Annotated in this window: 16 protein-coding genes, 1 tRNA gene and 2 pseudogenes; 13 read left to right on the forward strand and 6 right to left on the reverse strand. The window is 64.1% G+C overall.

Features of this window, described 5'->3' with window-relative positions; genetic code table 11:
- Positions 1 to 188 precede the first annotated feature (188 nt).
- Positions 189 to 1,682, reverse strand: a complete 1,494-nt coding sequence (locus QH470_RS19380; RefSeq protein ID WP_280273805.1) for a serine hydrolase domain-containing protein — start codon at positions 1,680 to 1,682, stop codon at positions 189 to 191.
- Between the two features lie 314 nt (positions 1,683 to 1,996).
- Here QH470_RS19380 and QH470_RS19385 point away from each other — a divergent pair, with 314 nt between their 5' ends.
- Positions 1,997 to 2,446: a hypothetical protein gene (locus QH470_RS19385; protein ID WP_280273806.1), complete on the forward strand. Its 450-nt coding sequence runs from the start codon at positions 1,997 to 1,999 to the stop codon at positions 2,444 to 2,446.
- A gap of 117 nt (positions 2,447 to 2,563) precedes the next feature.
- Entirely contained in the window at positions 2,564 to 4,366 is a 1,803-nt protein-coding gene (locus QH470_RS19390) for an AAA family ATPase (RefSeq protein WP_280273807.1), read from the forward strand.
- A 12-nt stretch (positions 4,367 to 4,378) separates the two neighbouring features.
- Here QH470_RS19390 and QH470_RS19395 read toward each other — a convergent pair whose 3' ends face one another.
- Entirely contained in the window at positions 4,379 to 5,275 is an 897-nt protein-coding gene (locus QH470_RS19395) for a phosphotransferase family protein (protein WP_280273808.1), read from the reverse strand.
- Complete coding sequence (locus QH470_RS19400; protein ID WP_280273809.1) at positions 5,272 to 6,708, reverse strand: helix-turn-helix domain-containing protein; 1,437 nt, start codon at positions 6,706 to 6,708, stop codon at positions 5,272 to 5,274. The genes QH470_RS19395 and QH470_RS19400 overlap by 4 nt, the downstream gene beginning before the upstream one ends.
- Positions 6,709 to 7,065: 357 nt before the next feature.
- Between QH470_RS19400 and QH470_RS19405 the strand changes: the two genes are divergently transcribed.
- From QH470_RS19405 to QH470_RS19425, 5 genes and pseudogenes are all read left to right on the forward strand, one after another.
- Positions 7,066 to 7,281 (forward strand): hypothetical protein, encoded by a 216-nt coding sequence (locus QH470_RS19405; RefSeq protein ID WP_062975884.1) that lies wholly within the window; start codon positions 7,066 to 7,068, stop codon positions 7,279 to 7,281.
- Positions 7,282 to 7,298: 17 nt separating this feature from the next.
- Positions 7,299 to 7,766: a hypothetical protein gene (locus tag QH470_RS19410; RefSeq protein WP_280273810.1), complete on the forward strand. Its 468-nt coding sequence runs from the start codon at positions 7,299 to 7,301 to the stop codon at positions 7,764 to 7,766.
- Positions 7,767 to 7,778: 12 nt separating this feature from the next.
- Positions 7,779 to 7,976 (forward strand): hypothetical protein, encoded by a 198-nt coding sequence (locus QH470_RS19415; protein ID WP_280273811.1) that lies wholly within the window; start codon positions 7,779 to 7,781, stop codon positions 7,974 to 7,976.
- A gap of 335 nt (positions 7,977 to 8,311) precedes the next feature.
- Positions 8,312 to 8,905: an ImmA/IrrE family metallo-endopeptidase gene (locus QH470_RS19420; protein ID WP_280273812.1), complete on the forward strand. Its 594-nt coding sequence runs from the start codon at positions 8,312 to 8,314 to the stop codon at positions 8,903 to 8,905.
- Positions 8,902 to 9,987: pseudogene (locus QH470_RS19425) on the forward strand (recombinase family protein); the annotation flags it as partial. The gene QH470_RS19420 and the pseudogene QH470_RS19425, both read left to right, overlap by 4 nt.
- 84 nt (positions 9,988 to 10,071) lie before the next feature.
- On the opposite strand, the gene QH470_RS19430 reads toward QH470_RS19425, so the two are convergent.
- Positions 10,072 to 10,491: a hypothetical protein gene (locus tag QH470_RS19430; RefSeq protein WP_280273813.1), complete on the reverse strand. Its 420-nt coding sequence runs from the start codon at positions 10,489 to 10,491 to the stop codon at positions 10,072 to 10,074.
- A gap of 157 nt (positions 10,492 to 10,648) precedes the next feature.
- Positions 10,649 to 10,724: transfer RNA gene (locus QH470_RS19435), tRNA-Ala, on the reverse strand.
- A 259-nt stretch (positions 10,725 to 10,983) separates the two neighbouring features.
- Between QH470_RS19435 and QH470_RS19440 the strand changes: the two are divergent.
- Both QH470_RS19440 and QH470_RS19445 read left to right on the forward strand, forming a co-directional pair.
- Positions 10,984 to 12,357 (forward strand): annotated as a pseudogene (locus QH470_RS19440) (MFS transporter); the annotation flags it as partial.
- Positions 12,358 to 12,687: 330 nt separating this feature from the next.
- Positions 12,688 to 13,488, forward strand: a complete 801-nt coding sequence (locus QH470_RS19445; protein ID WP_280273817.1) for an MSCRAMM family protein — start codon at positions 12,688 to 12,690, stop codon at positions 13,486 to 13,488.
- Between the two features lie 31 nt (positions 13,489 to 13,519).
- Here QH470_RS19445 and QH470_RS19450 read toward each other — a convergent pair whose 3' ends face one another.
- On the reverse strand, positions 13,520 to 14,221 hold the full coding sequence (locus QH470_RS19450; protein ID WP_280273814.1) for a uracil-DNA glycosylase: 702 nt from the start codon (positions 14,219 to 14,221) through the stop codon (positions 13,520 to 13,522).
- Positions 14,222 to 14,429: 208 nt separating this feature from the next.
- On the opposite strand from QH470_RS19450, the gene QH470_RS19455 reads away from it, so the two are divergent.
- The 4 genes from QH470_RS19455 to QH470_RS19470 all read left to right on the forward strand — a co-directional run bounded on the left by QH470_RS19455 (position 14,430) and on the right by QH470_RS19470 (position 18,876).
- Positions 14,430 to 14,876, forward strand: coding sequence for a GyrI-like domain-containing protein (locus QH470_RS19455; protein WP_187686796.1), 447 nt, complete (start codon positions 14,430 to 14,432; stop codon positions 14,874 to 14,876).
- On the forward strand, positions 14,873 to 15,307 hold the full coding sequence (locus QH470_RS19460; protein WP_280273815.1) for an effector binding domain-containing protein: 435 nt from the start codon (positions 14,873 to 14,875) through the stop codon (positions 15,305 to 15,307). Before QH470_RS19455 ends, QH470_RS19460 begins: the two co-directional genes overlap by 4 nt.
- A gap of 696 nt (positions 15,308 to 16,003) precedes the next feature.
- Complete coding sequence (locus QH470_RS19465; RefSeq protein WP_280273818.1) at positions 16,004 to 17,821, forward strand: putative bifunctional diguanylate cyclase/phosphodiesterase; 1,818 nt, start codon at positions 16,004 to 16,006, stop codon at positions 17,819 to 17,821.
- Positions 17,822 to 17,886: 65 nt separating this feature from the next.
- Positions 17,887 to 18,876: a GAF domain-containing protein gene (locus tag QH470_RS19470; protein ID WP_280273816.1), complete on the forward strand. Its 990-nt coding sequence runs from the start codon at positions 17,887 to 17,889 to the stop codon at positions 18,874 to 18,876.
- Positions 18,877 to 19,341 lie beyond the last annotated feature (465 nt).

Below are 19,341 nucleotides of genomic sequence, written 5' to 3' on the forward strand. Positions count from 1 at the left end.
GCGACCGCCTGCAAGGTCAGAGCGCCGTAACCGCGCAGGGCATCCAGGCGCGCCGCCGCTCCCCCCCGCCCGGCCGGCACCCCCACACCCAAAACCCCCGCCCCCCGCGGGGGCGGGGGCCCCCGGTTCGGATCTGTTCGATGTAGGGCCGGAGGGAAAACCCCGCCCTGCGTGTGGGTTTCGGATGTTCAGGCCGCCGGCTCGGTCTGACCGCCGCCGAGCACCTCGTCGACGACCCGCTGCGTCGCCTTCTGGAACGCCAGTGCCCCGGACAGGTCGGCATCGTCCACGTAGTTCACCGCGGCGGTCACGGTCTTGCTGCCGTCGGCCATGCTGTACATCAGCGCCGCGTGGCCACCGTGGCCGCCGTTGTGGCTGATGATGGTGCCGGCGGCGGTCTCCTGCACGAACACTCCCAGGCCGTAACCGACCTTGGTCTCGGGCGTGAACATTTCGTCCAGCAGCGCGGGCGGCAGCAGCTTGCCACCCACCAGTGCGGAGATGAAGGTGTGCAGGTCCTGGGTGGTCGAGATCATGTCACCACCGCTGGAGATCCAGGACGGGTTCGAGCTGGTGACGTCGACTGTCTTCTCCTCGCCGCCGTCCTCGTACCGATAGAAGGCGTGGGCGTGCGGCTCGGGGAGTTCGGTCTGGGTCGTCGGCGCCACGGTGCCCGACAGGCCGAGCGGCCCAATGATCAGCCGCTGCATCTCCGCGCTGAACGAGCGGTCGGTGACCTTCTCGATCAGCAGCCGGGCCAGCACGTAGTTGGTGTTGGCATAGCTCCAGTCCGTTCCCGGCTCGAACCGCGCCGGCTTGGACAACGCCAGCCGGACCAGTTCCTCCGGCTGGTAGGTCTTGAACCGGTTCTCCACCCACTCCTTGCCGCCCCATGCGATCCCCGCCGCGAATGTCCCGTCCTCGAGCAGCTCGCCGGTGTGGTTGAACACTCCGCTGGTGTGCTGCAACAACATTCGCACGGTGATCCGCTGGTCCAGCTCGAACTCGGGCAGATAGTCGACCACCGGGGTGTCCAGCTCGATCTTGCCTTCGGCCACCAGTTGCAGGACCAGGGTCGCGGTGAAGGTCTTGGTGTTGCTGCCGATCCGGACGTGTCCGTCGATCGGCGGCGCGGCAGTCTCGCCCAGCCTGCTCACCCCGGCGCTGCCGACCCACTCACCCTGCTCATCGTTCACGCGCATCGACAACCCGACGAAACCGGTCCCGACGATCTCCTCGATGAGCTGCTGAAGTTCCGGGCGCTCCTGTCCGGCAACGGTATTCGGCACGGGGGCGTCGAGGGCACCGGTGATCTTGCCGGTCATCGCGGCCAGGCCGGGCTCATCCCGGTACTGCTGGGTCGCCGCCTCGATGGCGACGAGCACGGTGCTGCGGAAGTTGCCGGCCTCGGCCGGATCCTGCTTCCCCAGCAGGGCCATGGCCGCGGTCAGGGCGGGCAGCACCTGGTCGGCGAGTTCGGCGACGGTCTTGCCCCGCAGATCGATGTCCTTCGACTTCGCGGCGAGCACGTGCCCGACCGGGCCGGTCGCGGAGTACAGGGCGGTCGTCCCGGCAGTGGCGATCTTGTGGGCCTTGCCACCGGCGGCGGCCAGCAGCGAGACGGCGCCGTAAGCGGCCGTCCGCAGGGTGGCCTTGTCCTGGTCGGTCAGGGTGATCGTCATCGTGGTGCTCCTTGAATCTGTGCTGTCCGGGTCGGTACGAGAACAACAGTCGCCCGCCGTCCTGACACCGCACAGTCACCGCGCTGACGCGAGCCTGACACCGGGGGCGCAGTTTCCTCGGTTCTTCGGAAGTCGCTGAACTGCAACAGCTTTCCCGGATCGAACAACGGGCAGCGCCACCCGCGTGATCATCCAACACACCGTGCCGGACCACAGGCCCGCCAAAACCAAAACGCCACCGCTTCCCATGGAAGCGATGGCGTCGATGTCCTACTACACGGCATTGGTTGGCACTGTGTTCTAGTAAGCCACCCGTGGTGGACTTCGTAGGAGGTTACGCCAGGAAGGACTACCTACGGGACCGCTTCCAAGCCCTGAAGGATCGCGTTGCCTCTATCGTGCCGCGCCAGCCCAAACCCGTTGCGCCGCAGCGTCATGCGCTCAAGCGCCGAGTAAGCCAAGACGAGCGCGCTCAGATCGTTGCGAAGTACGAGAGCGGCACCAGCTCCAACCAACTTGTCGCCGACCACAAGCTTGCCAAAGGGACCATCCTCAAGATTCTCCGCGAGGGAGGCGCGACCATCCGTCGCCAAGGTCTGACGGAGCAACAAGTAGCGGACGCGGCGGACTTCTACCGGACAGGTAGCTCCCTCGCCTGGATCGGTGACAAGCTCGGATTCAGCCCCACAACCGTCGGCAAGGCACTTGTCGCTGCGGGTCTGACTCTCCGTGATCCGCATGGGCGTGAACGGCCTACCTTCTGACAGTTCCTCCCCATTGAATCGCTACGCGAGAATACCGTCGGGCGGGCTTCCTGTCGCCTCACGCGATAGCGTTGTACTATCGAGCTTAGTTTGTGCGATAATAAGTATATTATCTAATTGAAGGAGATTTCAGGCTTGGATAATTTCGCAGGCTTCGGCATCAAGGGCTACAAAAGTTATGGTGGTGAGTCGGTCGAATTCATTGGTCCAATGGATAGAATCCACCTACTTGTCGGCAAAAATAATGTAGGGAAGTCAAACACTCTTCGAGCAATGCTCGATGTTATCTCTGCATTCCGAGCAAACCTGTGGTCTAGTGGCGGAGTGCGGGAGCAAGGTCTGTTCAGTAACACTCCACATGGTCAAGGGCCGGACGCTCCTCGTATGGTTAGCATCGGCCTGCGTTTAAACAGGGAAGTCCTTGCACCATTCGCAGATCTTCTAAATACAGATACCAGTCGGGTCTACAACTCGGACATCGCTGACCTGTTCAAAACGGCCCCTTACTCGCGAGGGTATAGCGGAACTTTTTGGGTAGACTTTCATGTCATGCCAAATAGCCAATCGGGAGGCTCAAGCCGAATTACGCTATCGGAAGAACAGTTCAATCTTGGGCTCTCTCAAGTTCCTGACCCAAACGGCTTGGTGGCATGGCTCAACAATGCGGCAAGGAAGATCGCGAGTCAGGCTGGGGCACCCTTTGTGGACTATCAACAGTTGGTGCCTCGGCTGCCGTTTGCAGAAATAGTTCCACAAGTACAGTCTGTCTCGGCCATTCGACAGATCACTGCCCACCCCGAATATGCAAATGAAATGCCGTTCAGTGATGGCAGGGGGCTCGTTTATAAACTGGCAGACCTTCAGCACCCGGCTCTGAGTGTCTATGATGAAGACACGGCCAAATTTGACGCCTTTAGAAGGTTTGTACGAGAAGTTCTAGAGGATCAAAATGCTACGGTAGAAATACCGAGCCAAAAGGACGACCTTTTAATTCGGACAGGAGGAAAGGTATCGTCATATGCAACTCTTGGCACAGGCATTGCAGAGGTAGTGCTGCTTGCAGCCGCCGCAACAAGCTGCAACAAACACCTCATCTGCATGGAGGAGCCCGAGCTGCACCTGCATCCGACGTTGCAACGTAAGCTGATTCAGTATCTATCCCAAGACACGAACAATCGCTACCTCATCTCTACTCATTCGGCAGCGATGTTGAATGCTGAGCTTGCCTCTATTTCTCATGTCACCATAGACGATGACGGGTGGACGCATGTCGATTCGGTCATTTCGCGGCACAGTCTATCCAACGCGGTAGCCGACCTTGGCAATCGAGCATCAGACTTAGTGCAGTCTAATTTTGTTGTTTGGGTCGAAGGGCCAGCCGACCGCATTTACATAGCGCACTGGATAAGCAAGATCGACAACACGCTAATCGAGGGTGTTCATTACTCGATAATGTTCTATGGCGGGTCTATGCTCAATCACCTGACGGTAGATGATGCTGAGGTAAGTGAGTTCATTCAGCTGGCGACGATTAATCGCAACCTTGCTATTGTTATTGACTCTGATAGAAAAGACGCGGACTCTAAGCTAAATGAGACCAAGTCGCGGATTTTAGAGGAGTTGGGCGCTAAGGGCGCAATGGGTTGGGTGACAGACGGTTACACAATTGAGAACTACATTCCGCCAGCGGTTTTGAAGAAAGTCATCGATGATGAATACAAAAGCCAGGAATACAGACTTCCTACTGGGAAGTATAGGTCGCCGCTCGGCAAGACCTTTGTAGGGAAGACGACCAAACCGAGTAAGGTAACTGTTGCTCGTGCTGTCGCAGCAAAGGATCTGTCAGTGGAGCAATGGTCGGAGGATCTGAGGATGCAAGTACAAGAGCTTGCAGCCCGAATCAAAGATGCAAATAGTTAGGTCGCGGAGCTGCTACCCTAAAGCCTGCCACCCCGGCCACGGCCGTTCACCCGCTTGGCCTCGAATACAGGTAATCCGATGGCGGGCTTGGGCTCGCCAATCAGAATCGGATGAAGCTATCTGCACTGCCATCGTCGTCATCCGAAACTCCCGAATATCTCGCAGCAACTCGAAGCCCTCCCAGCGCGTGACGTCATACCCGTAGACATCGCAGAACTCGCGGTACTGTTTCGCACTAATCCAGCCGAACGACCTCCACTTGATCGCCGTGTGTACCAAGTCCCACTCCGGCGGCCCAAACGATGTTCGCTCCAGATCCAGCAGGATCACCCTGCCGTCATCAGCGGCCACAACATTGCCGACCCAGGCGTCGCCGTGAATGACACACCAGGGCAGGCCATTTGGCAGTTCGTCCCACCGCTGGCGCAACTCCGCCAGGTGCTCACGCATCCAATGCCGGTCATCGTCAGGCAGAAAATTTGCTCCGTCGATCCGTTCCTCCAACCGGACGAACGGTGCCACCATGCCGAGGTCGAAGGCGGTGGGCGGCCTCAGACTGTGAAGCTTCTTCAGCGCACCAGCCACCTGTGCGGGCGTGCCGTGATGATGGGGTGGCAGTTCGCGCCAGAACGTGACGGCTCGCCCGTCAACGTCCACTGGCTGTTCGATTCCCGGCACGACCTGCACAGCATCGACACCGGACGCCTCTAGCCACTGGGCGACCATCACTTCACGCACGGCGGCAGCTTGTTGTCCCGGCCGGCTGATCCGTACGACCACGTCGCCACGAAGCCGGTAGATGACATTTTCGGCGTGCCGCAGAAGTTCAGCGTCGGCCGGATCGACTCCAGCTGCAAGACAAGCCGACCGAAGGGCCGCGGACGCTTCATCTTCGGTCGTCTCGCTCATACCCCCGCCACGACACTGTCGATGCGCGTCCGCAGTTCAGCGGCTTCCGTCACTGTTCGATGTTGCTTGGCGTACCTCGCCAGTTCCCGCAGATCATCGGCAGCCCGGCGTGAGCGGATATGTCCCGCGTCCACCAGCGCGGCATTGCCAAACGTGGCGGCTTCGAGCGGATCACCGGTTGCCATGGTGAGCGATGCCAGTTTGATGCCGGAAATCGCACGAGACCGAACATAAGTGTCGGTATGTCCGGTGACAGCAGCCTGGAGCCGCTGCTTCGCTTCGGTGGCAAACCGGCCCTGTACGGCCAGGTCAAACAGGGCATGACCCGTATCGCCGGAGTGCTGGGCAGCGTCGTAGTACGACATCCACGGCGGATCATCCTGTGGCGAGGCCTGAGAAAATGCTTCGTCAGCTTGGCCGACCGCCCACATCGCCTCTTCGACACGGTGAAGCTTCGCCAGTGCACGCGCCCGGGCGGACTGCAACATGGCGCGTTCCGTGGCGGTCAGGCGATCCGAGCGCACCATCGCAAGTTCGATGTAGGTCAGTCCATCGTCGGGATTGCCACACCATATGGCCTGACGGGCCATCGAGGACAGCACTTTGCCTCGAAGGTGCCAGTCGCCAGCCTCTTCGGCGCACGTCCACGCCAGTCGGAACATGCTGCGAGCGTCGGCATGGGCGTAGGCGTCGAAAGCCATGAAGCCTGCCGTGTGGCCGAGGAAACCGACGGCACTCTGAAGCTCGGCTCGGTGGCGCTCCGAGCAGTGCGCGTTGAGCAGGCTGACGGCGTAGCGAAGTTGCGCGCCAACCGCTTCGCGGACAAGCCCGCCGCCGTACGCGTGATCCCAGGTGCTGAACTCGCGGGCAGTTCGGCGGATCTGTTCAATTTCAGTGGCGCCCACCGTCGACGGCACGGGCGTGGGCTGGATCGTGCTGAGTAGTTCCATCAGCGGCGCAGCAGCTCCGGCGGCCGTGACACCAAGCGCGGCGCGGAGAAAATCTTGGCGCTTCACATCATCGAGGGTAGCCGCGGACGCACCGGGCAGCTTGAACCACAACAAGTCTCCAGGAATGCCAAGGATCTGCGCCCATCGGATCAGCTTGGACAGGTACTCGGGTGCTGGCCCCTTCTCCAAGCGGCTGAGCTGGGCTTGCGTCAGGCCGAGCCAGCTGGCAACAAGTTCCTGCGGTAATGTTCTGCCGTGGTACGGATGTGTTCGGTATGCAGCAATAACCCGGCCCATGTGCCACGTCGCGAGCGCATCACGCAGCTGATCTGTCTGCCAGAAACTGAACGGCACCTGCGGCGGCTGTGCCATCTCCTCGCGAAATGTGGCTTCGCAAGGGCCGCAGAAGGTCTGCCCGTTGTAGCTGTTCAGCCGGTTGCCGCAACGTGTGCAATACCGCTGCGGTTTGGGTGCCCGCGTCATCAGCGCCCTCTGTCCGATTGGGTCATACGCCGTTTTCCCTGGTCGGGCGGACATTACCAGCGGTTGGACGCACGGGCTATACGTTCCATGTATATCGCATAACCGCTGGTCATCCGGCGTTGTGGATGACATCACCGACCGACGCGATACGACGCGGGTATGCCCGGAATGCATGGGGGCGGTTGAGGATTCGGCATATCGACGGATTGACCTGATCGGCGACGGTTGAACCCGGTACCCGGTACCAAGCCGACGCCGTTCATATAGACGGCGCACCCGCCCCGGTGAGCCGGGCAGGTGGCGAAAGCCCTTGGTGCTGGGTGCCTCTGACGACATCACTTCGAGAGGTACCAGCCCATGCCGTACAGCACGCTCGCCATCCACCAACTCGCCAACATGACCGAGCAGGAAACCCATCTGGCGCCAGATGCACCGTTCACCGTCCGACAGGCGCATACTGTGATGCAGTTCCACGTGGCCTGCCGTGCCAAGAAATGCCCCCGTAAAGCGGCGGCGCTTCAGGCTCTGAGCGACGCCGGCCGGGTCGTGCCCTCCACGAGCAAACCCCGGTGAAGGGTCTTGTCGCCGTGATGACCGAGCTGCCCCTGTTTCCGAACGCCGAGCATCTCCAACGAGCTTTTCGTGGTGACGTGGTGACGTCGCCGTTGGTCACGCTGACTGACGCCGCCTCGGCCATGATCCCCGTGCACTACAAGCGGCGCGACGCTATCCGCCAGCTCAACGAGCCGGATTTGTTGTCCTCCAACGCTCTTCGGCAAATGGTCAAGAACTACAACGCCGCCGAAGTCCAACTGGCCACACTCGCCGCTGCGATTGACCAGATCGTGGCCTCGGTACTCCGCAGTCGAAAGCATGTCGCCGGGGTCTGGCACACCGAAACTGTCGGCTTGGTCGTTTCGCGCTTGGCCGAACTCTGGCTGAACTACCTGGACAGCCAAGCACACGAAGACGCCTACTGGGTGGCTCGGATGAGCGACGCCTACAACTGCCTAGTCGCGGAGCTGACAACGGGGCGGCGACTGCCGCCGGATATGTGAGCGGGGGTCGCAGTGCCAGAACCCTTGAGCCACAAGACATTCGTCCAGGCGGACGGCAAACTGGCCGAGTTCATGTGCCAGGCGCATTTGCTGGAGCTGACCGTCCCGCGGGCGTGGGAACTGCGGGAGATTCATCAGCACCACCATCCAGATGAGTGTGTCGTGCACCTGGAGGCGGCGTATTTGCTGCTGGTCGAGGACGACTGCTGAGTGATGGGACTTTTCGTCTGGATTTTATGGCCAGGCTCGGTGATCTTCACGGCTGTGCTGTGTTACCGGATCGGGGCCTACTGGAGTTCGGACGAGCATCCCGGTCGGCACCGAGCCGGGAGGATGCCGAACCAGGATCCATGGGACGAGGAACGCAGCGAGACCGAGGAGGAAGGCGTCCGGCCATTGCCGCCGCGCCCAGTGCGCTGGTGGAGCGATGAGGATGATACGGAGGTGTTGCTACATTCTCATACTTATCACTACCGCCACCGGAAAGGAGGTACTTATGAACCGATCCAACGTTTTACCAAACTCTTACATCGCTCAGGCGTCTTGTGCCACGGCGTGAGATCACCTACGACGAAGCAATCATTATCGTCGAGCAGCAAGCCAATCGCCTCGCCGCCGCGTGGGGCAATCGCCCCATTCAGGAGAGTGACATCCTCAACCTGACGCGGCTCGATATTTTCCGCGCAGATTTTGGCAACCAATCGACGCGCGGCAACGATCTCCACTCCGGTGTCAGCCGCTACCATAACGGCCGCTGGATGATCTGGCTTGATGCCTCCGAAGCTGAAGCGCGTCAACGCTTTACGATCTGTCATGAACTCAAACACATACTCGATTGGCTATACCAATCGAGCTACAAAAACCTCAGTCAACGAGAAATCGAGTGGATATGCGACCACTTCGCTGGCTGTCTGCTGATGAGCAAAGTATCCATCTATCGCCTGTGGGGCGATGGCCTACGAACACCTGAAGCGTTGGCGGCAGTTTGTCGAGTTTCCCTTGCGGCCATGAAGGTTCGATTGAGAATCCTGCGTCTGCCGATAAACAATGGTGCGAGCGGTTCGTATTTCTGCCGTACCGACTACCGAGAACATATTTATCAACCATCGACACTTAGACAAATGGGGGTAGCTGCATGAGCACGAAGAAACGAACCTCGGCCGATCTGCTGCGTGGCCTTGCACCGCAACGCGCCGATGATCTCGACCCAACCCGCCGACACAAAGCAATCTCACTGTTGCGGGTATCCACCGAGCGTCAGACTCACACTGCCACGGATATTGACGAAGACGGCTTGTCTATCGCCACCCAGCGCGACCACAACAATGCTAAGGCTGAAGCCCTAAACTCTGACGTAGAAAAAGAGTTCATCGAGCCGGGCTACTCCGGTAAGACGATCGACCAGCGCCCGATCATCCGGGAGATTATGGAGTATCTGCAAGAGCATCCAGACATTGAATACCTGATCGTCTATATGCGCTCGCGAGCTTTCCGCAACCACTTCGATGCCGCCATCCTGCAAGTCCAGCTGCAAAAGATCGGCGTCCGGCTTGTGTCAGCCAAGGAGGACTTCGGTGAAGGCCCGCACGCCGTGGCGATGGAGGGCATGCTCGACATCATGGACGGCTTGCAAAATACCTTGCAGGGCCTCGATATTTCCACGAAGATGCGCCACAAAGTGATCAACGGCGGCACCCTGGGGAAAGCCCGGCTCGGCTATCTCAATGTCACGATCGAGCACGACGGCAAGAAGATCAACACAGTCGATATTGACGAGAAGCGTGCGCCGCTGGTCAAGAAAGCTTTCGAGCTGTATGCCAGCGGTGACTACACGTTGGAACGTCTCGAAGCGACGATGGCCGACCTCGGTTTGACCGCCAGAGCCAACAGTCGGTGGCCGGAACGTCCCGTGACGTTCAAGTGGTTGCACCGGATGCTCCGAGGCCCGTACTACATCGGGTATGTCACCTACAAGGGAGAGGTCTATCAGGGGCGACACGAAGCAATTGTCGAGCCGGAACTGTTCTACCGGGTGCAAGGCGTGATTAATGTCCGGAGCGCCAACGGCCAACGTGACCGGGTGCTGCAGAACTACCTGAAGGGAATTCTCTTCTGCGACCGTTGTGAGCGCAACGAGCGCACCAGCCGTCTCATCTACATCGAGGCCAAGGGGCGGGGCGGCGTCTATAACTACTTCCTGTGCCGGGGCCGCCAAGACGGCGTATGCGACTTGCCGTACCTGCCCGCCGAAGAGGTCGAGGCCGCCATCGTCAACCACTACAAAACCCTCGCCCTGCCACAAGAGTTAATCGCTGACGTGACCCGCATGCTCGACGAGGCCGTGGCCGACCGCCAAGGCAGTGTCCGCGCCATGAACGCCCGACTGAACAAGCGGCTCAAAGATCTGGATGTCAAGGAAGAGCGGCTGCTCGACCTCGCTGCCGACGGCGAACTTCCGCAGGGCAAGATCAAGGCACGCCTCCGCAAGATCGAGATGGAACGCCATAGCGTCCAATCCGGTCTTCTCGGCACCACGGCCGAACTCGCAACCGGCGTCGAAATCGTCAAGACGGCGCTCGAACTCGTCACTGACCCCCATGGGCTCTACGAGCGCTCTCCTGACGACACCCGCCGCTTCATGAACCAGACGTTCTATGAAGCCTTCTACCTCGATGAGAACGGCGTCCGAGCCGACAAGCTCAACCAACCGTTCGACGACTTCCACCGGGCCGCCCGGCTTCACACCGCAGCGACGGGCCAGGCAACGAAAAAGGGCCCCCGCGCTGCGGGGGCCCTTGATGGAAATAATTTGGATTCAACTTCTGGTGAGGAGTGCACCCTGACCGGCGTTTATTCGGTCGCCGGTTCGAGTACGACCTCTATGGTGGAGCTAAGGGGAATCGAACCCCTGACCTTCTCGATGCGAACGAGACGCGCTACCAACTGCGCCATAGCCCCGTGTGGGTCGTTGCCGAACCACGCTGGAGAACTTTAGCAGGTTGGGGTGGGGGTGGCCGAATCGGCTGGTCAGGGGGCTCGCTGCGACTCGTGCCGCGCGGATGGGTGAGAGCTGTGTCACTCGAGGATACGTCTGGTGCGCTCTCGTGTGCATCATACATGTAGTGTGCATGATGCACATTGAAATCTTAGGGCGTTGAGGAGAGCCGGCGTGCAGAAGACAGAACCCGCCAAACATCCGGGGGCGATCCTGGGTGTGATGGCTTTTGCCGGCATTGTCGCGGCGTTGACGCAGACGCTGGTGGTGCCGCTGCTCGGGCAGATGCCGCAACTGCTGCACACCAGTGCGTCGAATGCCACGTGGGTGGTGACCGCGAGTCTGCTGGCCGGTGCTGTGACCACGCCGGTGGCGGGGCGGCTCGGTGATCTGATCGGCAAGCGCCGTGTGCTGCTGGCGTCGGTGGTGCCGTTGGTGGTCGGTTCCGTGATCTGCGCGGTGGCGTCCTCGCTGTGGCCGATGATCATCGGGCGTGTGCTGCAGGGGATGTGCGTGGGGCTGATTCCCGTGGGGATCGCGGCGTTGCGCGATCTGCTGCCGCCGGAGCGGCTCGGCTCGGGGATCGCGCTGATCAGTTCGTCGCTGGGTATCGGTGGTGCGCTCGGGCTGCCGCTGGCGGCCGCGGTCATCGAGTACAGCAACTGGCGGGTGTTGTTCTGGGGTGTTGCCGTGCTGGCCGCGCTCGTGGGCTTGCTGATCTTCGCGGTCATTCCCGCCACTCCGCCCAACGTCGATCGGGGACGTTTCGACGTGCTGGGGGCGATCGGGCTGGGCGCCGCGCTGATCTGCTTGCTGCTCGCGATCTCCAAGGGCGCGTCGTGGGGCTGGGCCAGCGGCCTCACCATCGGGCTGTTCGTCGCCGCGGTCGTGGTGTTGCTGCTGTGGGGGCTGTGGGAACTCCGCAGGCGCGATCCGCTGGTCGATCTGCGCGTTACCGCGCGGCCGCAGGTGCTGCTGACCAATGCCGCCTCGATCGTGGTCGGCATGGCGATGTACGCGCAGTCGCTGATCGTGCCGCAGCTGTTGCAGTTGCCGGAGTCCACCGGGTACGGCCTGGGGCAGTCGATGATGGCTATGGGTCTGTGGATGGCCCCGGCCGGTCTGATGATGATGGCGGTCTCGCCGTTCGGGGCGCGGCTGTCGGCGCTGAGCGGGCCCAAGGTCACGCTGATCGTCGGCTGCATCATCATCGCCGCCGGATACGGGTCGTCGATGGGGCTGATGGGCACCACCTGGGGCCTGCTGGTTGTCACGCTGATCATCAATGTCGGCGTGGGGTTCGCATACGGCGCCATGCCCGCGCTGGTGATGGGAGCGGTGCCGCAGTCGGAGACCGCGGCGGCCAACAGCTTCAACACGCTGATGCGCTCGATCGGTACGTCCACGGCGGCCGCGGTGGTCGGCGCGGTGCTCGCGCAGATGAGTGTCACCCTGGCCGGGCATTCGATTCCGACCGAAAACGGCTTCCGCGCCGGGCTTTTGATCGGGTGCGGTGTCTCCGCGGTCGGTGCGGTGGTCGCGCTCTTCATCCCGGCGCGCCGGTCCGCCGCGCCCGCCCCGGCACCGGCCGGACCGCGGCACGCCCTGGACACCGATCGGGAGCTGGTGCACGCGGCGGTCGGCGTGCCCGATTTCGACGGCGACGCGCAGTCCGCGGCCAGCGGTGCGGCACCTCGGCGCAGTGGCGGCGCCGCAACGCATTACAGCAGTGGAGCCGCAGCCCAGCAGGGCGACTCCCGCAACCGTGGTGAGGCGGCGCAGGGGGGCACCGCCGCCGCAACACAGCAAAACGGTGGTGCCGCAACGCAATACAACGGTGTGGCCGCGGCACAGCCGAACGGCGTGGCGGCGCGTAGCGGCACGGCCGACACGCCAGCCGTCAGCGGCCCGGTGCTCTACGGCCGCATGCGCGACTCCCGTGGCACCGCGGTGGCGGGTGCGACGCTGACCCTCATCTCGTCCTCCGGCCAGCAGCTGGGCCGTGCTCAGTCCCGCGCCGACGGGTACTACGAGCTGACCGCTCCGGCTCCCGGCTCGTACGTGCTCATCGCCTCTGCCGAGGGCCGCCGCCCGGACGCCTCGACCGTGGCGCTCGCCGACCGCCCGGTGTCCTGCGACGTGACGCTGGCCGCGATGGCCGGTCTCGCGGGCACCGTGGCGCGGGCGGGCGACAGCGCTCCCGTCGCCGAGGCACAGGTCTCGGCGCTCGATCTGCGCGGCGAGGTGCTGGCCTCCGCGGTGACCGATCCCGAGGGCCGGTTCGGGCTGACCGAACTGCCCGAAGGCGAATTCACGGTCGCGGTGAGCGCGCTCGGTTTCCATCCGACGGCCCTGCCCGTGCGGGTGTCCGGCAGCGGTATCACTCCGCTGGAGGTGCTGCTGCGGCCCGGCGTCCGGTTGCACGGCGTGGTGCGGGTGCACGACGGCCGCCCGATCGAGGATGCCCGGGTGACCCTGGCCGACGCGCGCGGCAACGTGGTCGACACGATGACGACCGGACCGGACGGTTCCTACAGCTTCGGCAACCTGGACGAGGGCAGCTACACCGTGGTCGCCACCGGCTACGGGCCGACGACCACGCGGGTGAGCGTCCGCGGCGGCGACATCGATGATGTCGACCTCGAGCTGGGTCACGGCTCGCAGGAGCGGTCGGCCGTGGCCGTCGCCGAGCGCAACGGCTACTCCGGCGAGGCCCGGAACAATTGACCGGAAGGTGCCCGCACGCCGGGTGCGGGCACTACCGGCGCGCGGCTGATATCGCTTGCGCGAGAACGCTTTCCAGCATCTGCGGGGTCAGCCTCCCGGTAAAGGTGTTGCGCTGGCTGACATGGTAGGAACCGAACAGCTCGAGCGGCGCCCGCCCGGCCCGCGCCGCCGCGATCGGGTATCGCACCCCGTGCCCGAATTTCAGGCGCGGCGTCTCCCAGCCCGCGGCGGTCAAGGCGGGCAGCAGGGCCTGCCAGCCCCACGCGCCCAGCGCCACGACCGCACGCAGGGTGGGCGCGAGCAGTTCGAGTTCGGTGACCAGCCACTGCCGGCAGCGGTCGCGTTCGTCCGGCGTGGGTTTGTTGTCCGGGGGAGCGCAGTGCACCGGGGCGGTCACCCGCGTGTCGAGCAGTCGCAGCCCGTCGCCGAGGTGGGTGGCGGTCGGCTGCGTGGCGAGCCCGACGGCGTGCATCGCGGCGAAGAGGACGTCGCCGCTGCGGTCACCGGTGAACATGCGCCCGGTGCGGTTGCCGCCGTGCGCGGCCGGCGCCAGCCCGACCAGCAGCAGCCGCGCGTCGGTGGGTCCGAACCCGGGTACCGGCCTGCCCCAATAGGTTTCGTCGCGAAAGGCGGCGCGCTTGTCCCGCGCGACCTGTTCCCGCCACGCGACCAGCCGCGGGCAGGCGCGGCAGTCGGCCAGCGCCGCGTCCATCTCGGGCAGCGTGCGGTACATCCTCCGCACTCAATCACGCCGGGTGAGCAGCCCGCCGGGCGGGGTGGAACCGGCGACACGCCTGGTGAGCGCTCATGCCCGCCGGGGGAGTCGTGTCGCCGATCTCTCAGCGGGCGGGTTGATAGCATGACCTTCCTGGCCGGACGGCATGCGCCGCAGCCACCCGTTGCGCGCTGCCCACTCGATCACCTCGAGAGAGTTTTCATCCATGCAGTTTGAGATCGTCGAGCGGGACGAGACGTGGGTCGCCGGGCTGCCGGTGCGCAGTCCCAAACGAGCGCTCGGCGAACTGCGTGACCGTGACCTGGAAGCGGCCTGGGCCGCGGTGTTGCACCAGGATCTCGGCGGCCCGCTGGCCTCGGCGTACACCGATTACTCGCCCGAGCTGAACACCTTCAATACCCAGATCGTCGGATACGAGTGCAAGTCCTTCGACGAGGTCACGCGCGGACACATCGTCGCGCGGCTGCCTCGCGGCACCTATGCTCGGTTCTCCTCGGTCGGCAATTTCCCGCAGATCATGACCGATCTGTGGACCCAGATCGCCTACGCCGAGGAACACAAGCAGATCAAACGGACCTACACGGGGGACTTCGAGTGTTATCCGCACGCCTACAAGATCGATCTGTATCTGGCGGTCGAGGCCCAGTCATGAGCTATTCGATCGTGGTGCGGGACGAGGCGCTCTACGGCGGCCTGGTGGTGCCGCGGGTGCGCCCGAGTTTCAAGGTGAGCAACAGCGAACTGATCGAATTCCTCCGCGACCGGTTGCGCGACCGCGAGGGCGCCGACCATCCGCTGTACACGGTCTACGCGCCGGACCCGGCCGGCAACTACAACGTCCTGGTCAGTTACGACTATCCGGACGTCGACGCGGTGCCGGTCGGCGATGTGCTGATCAAGGTACCCAAGGGCGTGTACGCCCGCTTCGAGCCGAACGGCGATTACCACGATCCGGTCGAGGACGTGTGGGCTCAGGTCGACGACGCGACCGCCTCCGCCGAGATCACCCGCGCCTACCGCGAGGAGATCGAGATCTGGCGCGGCCCGGCCGAAGTGGAACTGCTGATCTCCATCCTCGTCTAGTTAGCCGACCAGTAGCCTTGTGGGTACCGACTGGTCTTTCTGTTCTGTCCAGTTGGCGACTCCATGTCTCTGACCTGGGCTGAGTTCGGACTCTCCGCCCGGGTTTCGGAAGATTTGCCAGACGTCTGGTCAATTCCGGCCCGATGACGGATACTGCCTAGGCGGCCACCCCCGGGGTTGCGGACAGTGTTCGGTACCCGCGGGGAGGGTCTGGGTAGTGGCGCGAGACCGCGCAGCAACGGAGTAGGGATTGTATGACTGTCGAAGCCAGCGCGGTCGGCACGACGGCAGCCGTGGACGCGCGAGCGCACGACGGCCTGCGCCGTACGCCGATTCGGTGGGATACTCGGACATACGAGGAAAATGCTGGAAAGTTGCGAAGTGCGCTGGACCGGAGCTGCGGCGGCGGTATGGATTTTGCGAACGACTTCTCGTCGCGTTGCGGTGAACTCGTCGCGATTTCAGCGGAATACGCCTATACACTAGCGTCACTTCAAGGCGGATTCATCGACCTGCCGGGGGTGCCTGGACAACTGAGTAAAGCGTTGGTACTTCGTCCGAGCCACGCGCCGGGCCCGATCGCCGGTGGCGGTCGGCCGCGGGTGCGGGGCGCGGATACCCGCGGATAGCACGATCGGAGACAAGGTGCCTCGGCGAACGCTCGACTCACTGGTGACGCAGGTTGCCGCGGAGTTGATGGGGGTCGATGCCACGACGATGGTGGCGGCGACCGAACGCGTGCTGGCCAAGCTGGTCGAGTATTTCGATGTGGACTTCAGTTTCGTCCGGCACACGGACCGTGAGCGGCGCGCGACGGTGCTGGTCGCCGAATGGCCGCACCGCCCGTCGGTGCCGGATCCCGATCCGCTCGAGGTCGTCTACTTCGAACAGGCCGATTCGGTGTTCCGGGCGATGGAGTACGCGACCGAGCCGATGATCGTGCGGCCCACACCGGAATTCGCCGATTACCAGGAGACGATCCGGCGGTCCTCCGGCATCTCGGGGGTGACCTCGGCGACCGTGCCGCTGATGTCGCGCGGCGAGCCGACCGGCCTGCTCGGCTTCATGAAACTGGGCGACCGGGAGTGGAGCACCCGGGAAATCAATGTGCTCAAGGCCATTGCCGCATTGCTGGGCCAATTGCAGGCCCGGGTGGTGGCCGAGGAGCGATTGCGCTACATCGCGCTGCACGACGATCTGACGGGCCTGGCGAATCGGCGGGCATTGCTGGAACACATGGAGGAACGGCTGCGGCCGGGCAGCCCGGGTCCGGTGGCCGCATTCTTCCTCGATCTCGATCGATTGAAGGCGCTCAACGACTTTCTCGGTCATACGGCCGGAGATAATTTCATTCGGACACTTTCCATCCGGTTGCAAGAACATCTCGACCCGAACGACATGATCGCCCGCCTCGGCGGTGACGAGTTCGTGATCGTGCCCGCGAAGCCGATGGACGCGGTCGCCGCGGAATTGGAGGCGACGCGGATTCACCAGTTGATCATCAGGCGGGTATCGGTGGGCGGCGAATCCGTCAGCCGGGGCGCCAGCGTCGGTGTGGCATTGGGCATTCCCGGTGACACCACGGTCGCCGATGTGTTGCGGCGAGCCGATCACGCGCTGCTGTCGGCGAAATCCGGTGGTGGTGACGGGGTGGCCGTGTTCACCGACGCGATGCGCGCGCAATTCGAATTGCAGGACGATGTCGAGCTGAATTTACGCGGCGCGGTATCCGACGGTTCGCTGCTGCTGCACTATCAGCCCGAGGTGGACCTGCGGACCGGCCGGATCGTCGCGCTCGAGGCGCTGGTGCGCTGGCAGCATCCGACGCGCGGGCTGCTGCCGCCGGGGGCGTTCGTGGGCGTGGCGGAGGCGACCAATCTGGCGGGCGAGCTGGGCCGGTGGGTAATTCGGTCGGCGTGCGCGCAGTTCGCGCAGTGGCGGCAGGCCGGCCTGGCCGCCAATGTCGTCATCCGGATCAACGTGTCGCCGGTGCAGTTGGTGAGCCTGGACTTCGTGGAGCGCGTCGAGGACGAGTTGCGGCGCTTCGGCATCGACGGCAGTTCGGTGTGCCTGGAGATCACCGAGCACGTCGTGGTGCAGGATCTGGCGCGGACCCAGGTGACCTTGCGCGGACTCAAGCGGATGGGCGTGCAGATCGCCATCGATGATTTCGGTACCGGGTACAGCTCGCTGTCGCATCTGAAGGCGCTGCCGGTGGACGCGGTCAAGATCGATCGCGGCTTCGTGCAGCGCCTGGGGGTCAGCACAGATGATCTTGCGATCGTGAAATCGATTGTGGGCCTTGCTGGTTCGTTCGGCCTGGGCGTCGTCGGCGAGGGGGTGGAGACCGCGGTCGCGGCCCGTACCCTGGTGGGCCTGGGCTGCTATCGCGCGCAGGGCTTTCTCATCGCGCGGCCGATGCCGGCGGCGGAGGTCGAGACGCACCTGGCGCTCGGGCGCATTCCGCTCGACCTCGAGCTGCCTCGGGTCTCCCGGGGAGTGAATCGCATCTGAATCCCGCTGCCCGGTGATCGCGGGCGGATCCGTCGCACCGCCGGTGATCTGCGATGCTGTGCGGCATGAACGGCAACGACTGGCTCCTCGTGGAGACACTCGGTCCCGGAGTGGAGCCGACCGTCGTTGCCGAGGGCGAGCGGGCGCGGGAGTGGACGAGTGTGTCCAGGCCGCGGCGCAGGTTCGGGCCCGCGGCGGCCGAACTGCTTGGCGCGCTGATCGAAAACGGCCGGCACGACGACGCCGAATCCGAGGTGCACCGCACCGTGGCCGGGCTGAGCGGGATCGCGGTGCCGATCCGCTGCGCGTTCGGGGCGGTGCACGGGGTACAGGTCTGGATCGGCGCGAGCGGGGACCGGCCGCCGCCGCGCCGCCCCGTCGCTGCGTGGGACTGGATGTCGGAAACCGAACTGGCACACCATGGTCCGGGGCTGGAGGAACTGGTCTTCGCGCGGGCGCCGGCTCAGGCGCGGTCGGTGCGGACACCGCCGGAGGTCTTCGGGCGGATGGTGCGCTTCGACGGCCGGATGGCGTATCTGGCGGTCGTGGCGGGGACCGATCCGTCCGCGCGCTGGCAGGGTGAGGCCGATTTCCTCGGCGACGACGGGCGGGTGCGCGGCATCCGCATGGTGGTGCGCGTGCACCGGCTGGGGCGGCATGTGACGCGGGCGCTGGTCTACGACGTCACCGATCTGCGGCCGCCGCAACCCGCCGCGGACCTGGCGATGACGCGGGCGGTCGCGCGGGCCGCCGATGTCGGCATCGGCTTCGTCGAACTGGCGATGGGTCTGGTCTACGAGTGGACCAACGAGCCGCCGCCCCCGCTGCAGCGCTGGCTGACCGAGCGGCCGGTGCTGCACCCGGACGATCTCGTGGTCTATCGGGCGGCGTGCCGGGCGATCATGTCCGGTGCGGAGGTCCGCGCGCTCACCGTCCGGGTGCGCTTCGCCGATACGGAGTGGATCGAGGTGTCGGCGGAACTGTCCCGATTGGGTGGCGAGCCCGCCCACGGACTGATCCGCGTGGCGCCCCGCTCCCACGACCGACCCGTCTAGGCGGTCTCGTCCGGTCACCGGGCGCATCGCCCGCAGGACCGGTTCCGGCACGTCGAGGATGCCCCGCGCCGCGTGGCGCGGATGTCGCACGGCCTCCGGCGAGCGTGTGCTCCGCGTGGGGTGTGCTGCCTCGGGGCGCGGCGCATCAGCGGGTTTGCCAATCCTTCTGCGCGGGTTCATCTTCCGTTGGCCTGCCCGGTTCGGGGTCCGGCGACGATCGGCGCGTGCGCATCGTGCAACTGGCCAACTTCTACGGGCCGCGTTCGGGCGGGCTGCGCACGGCCCTGCATCATCTGGGTGCGGGATAAGTGGCGGGGCGGGGGCGGGGGGGGGGGGGGGGGTGGGGGGGGGGGGTGGCGGTCATGCCCCTGGGGCACTCGGGGCTGTCGTGTGGGGGTACCGGGCGGGACTGTACGCGCGGGTCGGCGGGGGTGGTGGCGAGTTCGAGCGCACGCCGGTACGCCG

Origin of the sequence: Nocardia wallacei, from assembly GCF_029868745.1 — a bacterium.
GTDB lineage: Bacteria > Actinomycetota > Actinomycetes > Mycobacteriales > Mycobacteriaceae > Nocardia > Nocardia wallacei_B.